At 77.0% G+C, this 8,783-nt stretch carries 9 protein-coding genes; 8 read left to right on the forward strand and 1 reads right to left on the reverse strand.

Features of this window, described 5'->3' with window-relative positions:
• Positions 1-73 precede the first annotated feature (73 nt).
• The 5 genes from AFE02nite_RS16670 (at position 74) to AFE02nite_RS16690 (ending at position 5,064) form a co-directional block, all read left to right on the forward strand.
• Positions 74-1,009 (forward strand): AAA family ATPase, encoded by a 936-nt coding sequence (locus AFE02nite_RS16670; protein WP_034250231.1) that lies wholly within the window; start codon positions 74-76, stop codon positions 1,007-1,009.
• Complete coding sequence (locus tag AFE02nite_RS16675) at positions 1,009-2,463, forward strand: DUF58 domain-containing protein (protein WP_146820069.1); 1,455 nt, start codon at positions 1,009-1,011, stop codon at positions 2,461-2,463. Before AFE02nite_RS16670 ends, AFE02nite_RS16675 begins: the two co-directional genes overlap by 1 nt.
• 16 nt (positions 2,464-2,479) lie before the next feature.
• Complete coding sequence (locus tag AFE02nite_RS16680; protein WP_146820070.1) at positions 2,480-3,133, forward strand: hypothetical protein; 654 nt, start codon at positions 2,480-2,482, stop codon at positions 3,131-3,133.
• A gap of 75 nt (positions 3,134-3,208) precedes the next feature.
• On the forward strand, positions 3,209-3,451 hold the full coding sequence (locus tag AFE02nite_RS16685) for a hypothetical protein (protein ID WP_146820071.1): 243 nt from the start codon (positions 3,209-3,211) through the stop codon (positions 3,449-3,451).
• Positions 3,452-3,537: 86 nt separating this feature from the next.
• Positions 3,538-5,064, forward strand: coding sequence for a hypothetical protein (locus tag AFE02nite_RS16690; protein WP_146820072.1), 1,527 nt, complete (start codon positions 3,538-3,540; stop codon positions 5,062-5,064).
• Between the two features lie 7 nt (positions 5,065-5,071).
• Here AFE02nite_RS16690 and AFE02nite_RS16695 read toward each other — a convergent pair whose 3' ends face one another.
• Positions 5,072-5,443 (reverse strand): phage holin family protein, encoded by a 372-nt coding sequence (locus AFE02nite_RS16695; protein ID WP_034249392.1) that lies wholly within the window; start codon positions 5,441-5,443, stop codon positions 5,072-5,074.
• An 88-nt stretch (positions 5,444-5,531) separates the two neighbouring features.
• Here AFE02nite_RS16695 and hisC point away from each other — a divergent pair, with 88 nt between their 5' ends.
• The 3 genes from hisC (at position 5,532) to AFE02nite_RS16710 (ending at position 8,590) form a co-directional block, all read left to right on the forward strand.
• Positions 5,532-6,590 (forward strand): histidinol-phosphate transaminase, encoded by a 1,059-nt coding sequence (gene hisC / locus AFE02nite_RS16700; RefSeq protein ID WP_052114111.1) that lies wholly within the window; start codon positions 5,532-5,534, stop codon positions 6,588-6,590.
• Between the two features lie 537 nt (positions 6,591-7,127).
• A complete protein-coding gene (locus tag AFE02nite_RS16705; RefSeq protein ID WP_034249831.1) occupies positions 7,128-7,895 on the forward strand; it encodes a cysteine hydrolase in 768 nt (255 codons plus the stop codon).
• The gene (locus tag AFE02nite_RS16710) at positions 7,895-8,590 is read left to right on the forward strand and encodes an AmiS/UreI family transporter (RefSeq protein WP_034249829.1); all 696 of its coding nucleotides are present in this window, start codon (positions 7,895-7,897) and stop codon (positions 8,588-8,590) included. Before AFE02nite_RS16705 ends, AFE02nite_RS16710 begins: the two co-directional genes overlap by 1 nt.
• The last annotated feature ends 193 nt before the right edge of the window (positions 8,591-8,783 follow it).

Genomic DNA, 8,783 nt, shown 5'->3' on the forward strand with positions numbered 1-8,783 from the left:
GCCCGCCGCCGCCGCGCCCGCGCCCGCCGAGCCCGCCCCGGCTGCGCCGCCGTCGCCGGAGGAGGTCTCGCACATCGCCGCCGCCGTGCTGGAGGAGGTGGCGACCGTCGTCGTCGGGATGTTCGAGCCGCTGCGGATCGCCCTGGCGGCGGTCCTTGCGGGCGGGCACGTGCTGTTCGAGGACGTCCCGGGCCTCGGCAAGACGCTCGCCGCGCGGAGCCTCGCGACGGCGCTCGGGCTGGAGTTCCGGCGGATCCAGTGCACGCCGGACCTGCTGCCGAGCGACATCACGGGCTCGGCGGTGTGGGACCCGCAGGCGATGGGGTTCCGGTTCCGGCCCGGCCCGGTGTTCGCGGGCCTGCTGCTGGCCGACGAGATCAACCGCACCGCGCCGAAGACCCAGTCGGCGCTCCTCGAGGCGATGGCCGAGCGCCAGGTCACCGTGGACGGCACCACCTACCCGATGGCGCGGCCGTTCCACGTCATGGCGACCTCCAACCCGGTGGAGTACGAGGGCACGTACCCCCTCCCGGAGGCCCAGCTCGACCGCTTCATGGTGCGCATCGCGGTCGGCTACCCGAACCACGACGCCGAGGTGGACGTGCTCACCCGGCGCCTGGCCCGCCGCCAGGAGGAGGCGCCCGTCCGCCGCGTGGTCGACGCGCGGGCGCTGCTCGCGATGCAGGCGGGCGTGGAGGCCGTGCACGTGGACACGGACATCGTGCGGTACTGCGTGGACCTGGCCGCCGCCACGCGCAGCCACGAGGCCGTCGAGATCGGCGCGTCCCCGCGCGGGTCGCAGGCGCTGATGCTGGTCGCGCGGGCGCTCGCCGTCATCGACGGGCGCCGGTTCGTGGCGCCGGAGGACGTCAAGGAGGTCGCGGTCTCCGCGCTCGCGCACCGCATCACGCTCACCCCGGCCACCTGGGCCGCGGGCGTGAACGCCGACGACGTCATCACCGACGTGCTCAAGCGCGTCGCCGGGCCCGCGACGGTCCGGAGCCGCTGATGCCGGACGCCGAGGGGCTGCCCGCGCAGGGGTGGGCCGGCGACGACGAACGGCCCGCGCGGCCGCGTCTCGCCGACGCCCCGCGCCCTCCCGGCGCGCCCTGGCTGCCGGACGCCGCGCTCGTCTGGACGGCCGGCGCGGGCCTGCTGCTGCTCCTGCTGGGCGCGCTCGTCGGCCGGGCCGACGTCGCGCTGCTGGGGGTCGCCCCGGCCGTCACCGCGGCGTACGCGGTGTGGGTCCGCCCGCGCGGCGAGGTGTGGGTGGACGCCGTCCTGGGGGACGCCGCGGAGGGCGAGCGCGGCAACGAGCAGCTCGACGGGGAGGACGGCGACCGGCCGGGCGTCGCGGCGGCGGGGGGCGCCGTCGTCGACGAGCTGTGCGGGCGCTACCGGCTCCTGGTGCCGCCCGGCTGCACGGCCGTGCGGCTGCGGGCCGCGCGCGTCGAGCACGGGTCCACCGAGGTTCTGGTCGCGGTCCCGGGCCGGCGGGTCCTGGAGATCGCCGCGCCGTCCGTGCGCACCGGGCCGCAGCCGCTGTTCCGCATCGAGCACCAGGGCCTGGGCGCGGCGGGGCTGCTGGTCGGCGAGGTCGGGGTGGAGGCGGCCGAGCTCGTCACCGTCCTGCCGCACGGGCGCGGCATGCCGGCGCTGCCCCTCCCTCAGCGCCTGCGCGGCCTGACCGGCCAGCACGACTCGCGGCGACCGGGCCAGGGCGGCGGCCTGCGGGACGTGCACCCGTTCACGCCCGGCGACTCGGTCCGTCAGGTCGACTGGAAGGTCACCGCACGCCGCAGCCCGGGCCTGACGCAGCTGTACGTGCGGCGCACCATGGCGCTGGGCGAGGCCGCCGTCGTGCTCGTGCTCGACTCGCGGGACGACGTCGGGCCGGACCCCGTCACCTGGGGCGGCATCCAGTCGATCCGGCCCGACGACGCGACGAGCCTGGACATCGCGCGGCAGGCGGCGATGAGCGTGGCGGAGGGGTACCTCGCCGTCGGCGACCGCGTCGCGGTGGAGGACCTGGGCGTGCGCCGCCGCACGCTGCGGCCCGGCACCGGGCGTCGGCACCTGGACCGCGTGGTGCAGCAGCTCGCGATGGTGGCGCCCGAGGGGGAGCCGTCGCGCCGGGTGCGCCCGCCGCGGCTGTCGTCGGCGTCGCTCGTGTACGTCTTCTCGACCTTCCTCGACCCGGAGGCTGCCGACATGGCGCGCGCGTGGCGGCGGTCCGGGACGACGGTGCTGGCCGTCGACGTGCTCCCGCGGGTGCGGACCGGACGGCTCGACGCGCGGCACTGGCTCGCGTACCGCCTCGTCACGCTCGAGCGCCAGGACCGCCTCGACGAGCTCGCCGCCGCGGGGGTCGAGGTGCTGCACTGGGCCGACGTCGCCGGCACCACCCAGGCCCTCCAGCGGGCCGCGCGGCGCTCGCACCGGCGGCCGGGGACGCTCCGATGACGGCGGGGTGCGTGCGATGAGGCTCTGGCTGCTGCGGAACCGGGCGCGGGCGCTCTTCGGGCTCGCCCCGCTGCCGCCGCGCGACGGCGTGGCGGTGCCGCCCGTGCCGCGCGTCGTCGTCCGGATGGGGCGGACCCTGCCCGGGGTGCTGGTGCGGCTGACGCCGGGCGTGCTCGCGCTGGTCGTGGCGGCGCTCGCCGGGTGCCGCGAGGCGTGGTGGGTCCTGGCGGCCGTCGGCGCCGTCTGGCTGGTCGCGCGGCCGCGGCCGCAGGTGGCGGCCGGGTACGTGGGCCTCGCTGCGCTCTGGCTGGTGGCGGACGGGAACCGGCTCGCCGCCGATCCCGTCACGGGCGCGGTCCCGGGCGTGGGGCGGCTCGCGGCGCTGGTGCTCGCCGTGCACCTGCTGCTCGTCGCGTCGGCGCTCGCCTCGCACGTCGGCTGGACGACGCTCGTCGAGGCGGCCGTGCTCGGCCGGGCCGCGCGCTCGGTGGGCGCGGCGCAGGCGGTCGCGCAGAGCGCGCTGCTGCTGGTCGCGTGGGTGCGCACGGGCGTGCTCGGGAACCTCGAGCTGCTGCGTGGGGTGGCGGTGCTCGCCGTCGTGGTCGCGGCGCTCCTGCTCGTGCCGCGCGAGTGGGTGAGTCGTCGCCGCACCCCGCCCCCGGAGGACTGACCGTCCACAGGCGGGACGGGCCTCTCGCCGTCGGGTCGGGGCGGCGTCCCTAGCCTCCCCCGCGGGAGGTGGCGGATGGACGACGGCGAGGTGGCGCGGCTCTGCGCGGCCGCGGCGGAGCGGATCGCCGACGCGCGGGCGGAGCTGCTGGCCGCGGCGCGCGTCGAGTGGCACGGCCCCGCGGCGCAACGGTTCGGCGAGGCGGTCGAGGAGCTGCTCGACGAGCTGGTCCGGGCCTCACGGCGCCTCGAGCGCGGGCGCGCGCTGGTGGTGGCCGCGCGCGACGGCGGCGGCGGGTGTGTCTCGTGGCGGTGGTAGGCGGCGGGTCGGACAGGGCGGGTGGGCCGGGGCCCGGTGGGCCCGATGGGCTGGGGCCAGATGACGGGGCGGGCGGGCTCGGGCTGGTGGTGCGCGGCGGCGTCGGCGGCACGCGGGCGAGCCTCGAGGGCGTGGCGGCGGCCGCCGCCCGGGTGACGCGCGCGGTGGGTGCGCTCGCCTCGGCCGCCGAGTGCGTGCACCGCGCCCGCGGCGGGCCCTGGCCGGCCGAGGTGCTCGGCGACGTCAACGACGGCGCGGGCGGACTCCCGGCGTGCGCGGAGCGCGCCGCGCGCCTGGCCGTCGGGCTGCGGGCGGCGCTGCGCGCCTACGAGGACGCCGACCACGACGCCCGGTCGCGGCTCGCCGCGGTCGCGATCGCCACGGGCGGCACGCTCGGCGACCTGGGACCGGCGTGGTGGGGGCTGGTCGGGCTGGGCGCCGCGGGGTCGGCGGGGGTGGCGCTGGCGCAGGTCTCGCTGCTCCGGGCGCTCCGGGGCTCGCCGGGGCTGCTCGGCCTGCTGCTCCGCGACGCCCCGGACCTCTCCGGGCTGCCCGGCGCGGCGGGCTGGCTCGGTGGCGCCGCGACGGGTGCCGGCGGACTGCTGCCCGACGGGCTCGGGCTCCCGTACGGCGACACGATGGAGCTGGTGGTGCTCGGCCTCGCGGCCTTCGCGCTGGGTGCGCAGCCGGGGGTATGGGTGCCGACGGCCCGCCCGGTGGCCGACCTGACGCGGCTGCTGAGCGTGACCGTGGCGGGCTGGGCAGCCCTGCGCGGGCGGCCCCCGCTGGAGGTGCTCGTCGCGCCGCTCGTCGGCGCGCGGGGGAAGGGCGGGGCCGGTGGCGCGGGCGGAACCGGTGGCGCGGGCGGGAGCCGGGGCGAGCCGGCGCCCGAGGGGATCGGCGACGTCATGCACCGCGTGGCCGAGCTCGGGGACGCGCCCGGGCCGGTGGTCGGCGTCCAGCGCCTGGACCACCCCGACGGCTCGACCGGCTGGGTGGTGAGCGTGCCGGGAATGCGCAGCGGCGCCGTCGTGCCGGGGGTGGACCCCATGGACAACGCGACGAACGCCGCGCTCATGGCCGGCCTGCCCGACGCGATGACGGACGGCGTCGAGGAGGCGATGCTGCGTGCGGGGGTGGGCCCGCAGGACCCGGTGCTGCTGGCCGGGTACAGCCAGGGCGGCATGGTCGCCACGCGCCTGGCGACGTCGCTGCAGGGCACGTTCACGATCGAGGCGGTGCTGACGGCGGGCTCGCCCGTGGGGTCGATGCCCGTCCCGGCCGGCGTCACGGCGCTGCACCTCGAGCACGCGCAGGACTGGGTCCCGGCGCTCGACGGCGCCCCGAACCCGGACGCCGTGAACCGCACCACCGTTGTCCGCACGCTGCCCGGCGGCGGGGCGGCGGTCGCGGGCACGCAGCTCGGGCTGACGCCCGCGGGTCTCGGGCAGGCGCACAGCGCGTGGGAGTACGCCGGGACGGCGGCGGAGGTCGAGCGGCTCGCCGACCCGTCGGTCGACGGCTTCCGGGCGGCCCTCGACCGCGTGCTCGGCGAGGGGTCGCGGGCGACCAGCCAGTCGTTCCTGGTCGCCCGCGTGCCCGAACGGGGCTAGCCCGGTGCTAGTCGCGGACCACCAGCGACATGACGAAGGACGCCACGGAGATGATGAGCGCGCCCACCACCGCGGTCCAGAAGTTGTCGATCCGCAGGCCGTAGTCGGTCTGCTCGCTCAGCCACCCGACGAGCCACAGCATGGCCGCGTTCACCACCACGGTGAACAGGCCGAGCGTGAGGATGTACAGCGGCAGCGAGAGGAGCTTGACCACCGGCTTGACGATCGCGTTGACCACGCCGAACACCAGGGCGACCGCCAGGAAGACGAGCACGCGCTGGGCGGTCTCGTCGCCGCCGACCACCTCCAGCCCGCTCAGCACGAGGGTCGCGAGCCAGATCGCGACGGCGTTGATGATCACCTTCAGCAGGAACTTCATGGTCGGCATCGTGGCAGGTCGTCCCGCCGAGCGGAACGCCATCCGGGCAGGACCTTCGGCGGCCGCGCGGCGCTGGCATGCTGGCGCGGTGACCGGTCCAGCCCCGCGACGCGTGGTCCAGCAGATCCCCGCCTACGTCCCCGGCGCCCGCCCCGGCGCGGACGGTGCGTACAAGCTCTCGTCCAACGAGAACCCGTTCCCGCCGCTCGACGGCGTGCGGGAGGCCGTCGCGCGCGCGTCCGCCGACCTCAACCGCTACCCGGACATGTACGCCTCGGACCTCGTCGCGGCGCTCGCGGCGCGGCACGGCCTCGAGCCGGCCTGGGTGGTCGCCGGGTGCGGGTCCGTGGCGGTGCTCGCGCACGTGCTCGAGGCGTTCTGCGACGCCGGCGACGAGGTGGTCCATGCGTGGCGCTCGTTCGAGGCGTACCCGATCGCCGTGAGCCTGCAGGGTGCCGTCGGGGTCCGCGTCCCGGTCGACGCCGCGGGGCGGCACGACCTGCCCGCGATGGCGGCCGCCGTCGGGCCGCGCACGCGCGTGGTGCTGGTGTGCACACCGAACAACCCCACGGGGCCCGCGGTGCACGCCGACGAGCTCGAGGCCTTCCTGGACGCCGTGCCGCGCGACGTCCTCGTCGTGCTCGACGAGGCGTACGTGGAGTTCGTGCGCGACGCCGACGCGGCGGACGGGCTGGCCGCGCTGCGGGCGCGGGAGAACGTCGTCGTGCTCCGCACGTTCTCGAAGGCCTACGGGCTCGCGGGGCTGCGGGTCGGGTACGCGCTGGCGCACCCCGACGTCGCCGCCGCAATCCGGACGGCGGCCACGCCGTTCGGCGTGAACCAGCTCGCGGAGGCCGCCGCGCTCGCGTCGCTCGAGGCGGAGCCGGCGCTGGCCGAGCGGGTGGCGGCCGTCGTCGCCGAGCGCGAGCGCGTGCTCGCCGGCCTGCGTGCGCAGGGCTGGGACGTGCCCGAGAGCCAGGCGAACTTCGTCTGGCTCGCCACCGGGGAACGGACGGTGGACCTGGCCGCCGACGCGCGCGCCCACGGCCTGCTGGTCCGGCCCTTCGCCGGCGAGGGCATCCGCATCAGCATCGGCGAGCCCGCCGCGAACGACCGCGTCCTCGAGGTCGCCGCCACCTGGCGCTGACCGCGACGCGTCCCGGTGGGCGAGACGTACCGCTCCGTACCCTGGTTCTGCCCCGGCGCACGCCGGTAGTTTCCGGCTCGTGCAGCAGACCACCCTGGCTCGCGTCCGTCACGACGTCGACCTGTGCGCTGCCTGTCGGCCGGCCGCTCCGGCCCGCCGAATGCCCTGCTGAGTCCCGCCTCGCGGGCCGCGCGCCGCTGACCCCACCTCGCCCAGCACCGCGAGGACCCGGGCCCCGCGCGCGTCGTCGCTCCCTCGGGAGCCGGACCGGTCGCCGTCGCGCGAACGCCCACTGACGGCCGACCGCCGTCCCTTCGCCACTCCGCGCCCGCCATCCTCGGCGCGCGGGGCCGTCCAGCCCGCGCCGGCGTCCTCGCCGCCGTGGGCCACCGCGCGCAGGCCATCCGCCGACGCGCGGGGCCGCCTCGGCCGACCGCCGCAGGCCCGTGACCCACCCGCCGTCCGCGGAGGCGACGTCCTCCGCGAAGGCACCGCCGTCCGCGACGGTGCCGCCGTCCGCACCGAAGGAGCACGACCATGACCATCGACGCACCCGCCCGCCCCGGGGCCGCGAGCCGGATCACGCCGCTCGAGCCGATCCCGCTCGACCCCGCGACGCTCGGCTTCCCGCCGAGCAACGTCGCGTCCATCCCGCCGCTCGCCCCGCAGTGGCAGGGCCTCGACCTGCGCGAGATCCTCGCCCGCCCGGCGGCCTTCCTGTCCGTCAGCCAGTCCAACTCGCTCTACGAGCCCGGGGGCGTCCAGTACGCCGAGGGTCACGCGTTCCGGGGCAGCCTGCCGGCCACGATCCGGGTGGTGGAGGCCGCGCGTCGGGCGCCGAACTTCGTCTCGTTCAACTGGATCGGGTACTCGGTGTTCCGCCACGACTACCCGCAGACGGACTTCGACCGTGCCCAGTACGCAGGCTGGACCGGGCACCTGGACGCGACGCCCGAGCAGATCGCGTGGGACGACGCGCTGGTGGGCGACCTGCGCGCGCTCGTCCGGCCCGGCGACAACGAGCTCTACGAGAAGGCGCTCCAGACCGCCTTCACGGGCACGGACCTGCCGCTCGAGCTGGCCCGCAAGAAGGTTGAGGTGCTGGTCATCACGGGGATCCACACCGACTGGTGCATCGAGGGCAACGCCCGGGCCGCGCGCGACAACGGCTACCTGCCGATCGTCATCGGCGACGCGACGGGCACCCAGCACCCGAGCCAGGAGCCCGAGGCGTTCCGGCGGATCAACGAGTTCTTCGCGCCCGTGATCTCGTCTGCGCAGTTCGCCGAGCTGGTGACCCGCTGATGGGCAACGTCGGACTGCTCCTCGTCGGGGCCGTGCTCTTCGTCAACGGCCTGTCCTCGCTCGGCCTGGTGCCGGCCCGCAGCGCCGCGCCGCTGAACCTGTTCGTCGGGGCGGCCCAGGTGGTGCTCCCCACGATCATCCTGGTCCAGTCGGGGTCGGACCCGGCGGTGCTCGCCGGGACGTGGCCGAGCTACCTGTTCGGGTTCACCTACCTGTGGTTCGGGCTGCAGATCCTGTTCGGGCTCGAGCCGGAGGGCTTCGGCTGGTACAGCGCGTTCGTGGCGGCCATCGCCGGGTACCACGCGGTGATCAGCGTCGGCAGCGACCCGGTCTTCGCGGTGATCTGGGCGACGTGGGCGGCCATGTGGTCGCTGTTCTTCGTCCTGCTCGGGCTGGGACGCACGCACGTCGGCGGCTTCGACCTCGGGCGCTTCACCGGCTGGTTCCTGGTGCTGCTCGGCATCCCGACGTGCACGGTCTCGGCGATCTTCCTCATCGACGGGCGCTGGAGCACGGACCCGGTCGCGGGGCTCGGGGCGCTGGCGGCGTTGGTGGCGGCGACGGTCGTCGCGGTCACGCTGACGCGGCTCGGCCTGCCGGGTCCGCGCCGGGTCGCCGAGTCCACGGCACCGGCCTCGGCGACGTCGACCCCGGCCACCGTCGCGCGCGCGGAGGGCGAGCTCGCGGCGGTCTGACGCGGCACCCGCAGTCCCGGGGGTGCGGGCGCCGCGCAGGCGCGCGGTGGGTGTCGGTCGAGGGACCGAGGCCCACCGCGCGCGGCCCCCGCGTCGAACAACCGGCCGCACGGCGAACAACGGCCCCCGCACCGGCACCCCGCGCGTCGAGCAATCGGCCGCACGGAAACAAAGGACCGCACCGCGAACAACT

Source organism: Actinotalea fermentans, from assembly GCF_007991475.1.
GTDB lineage: Bacteria > Actinomycetota > Actinomycetes > Actinomycetales > Cellulomonadaceae > Actinotalea > Actinotalea fermentans.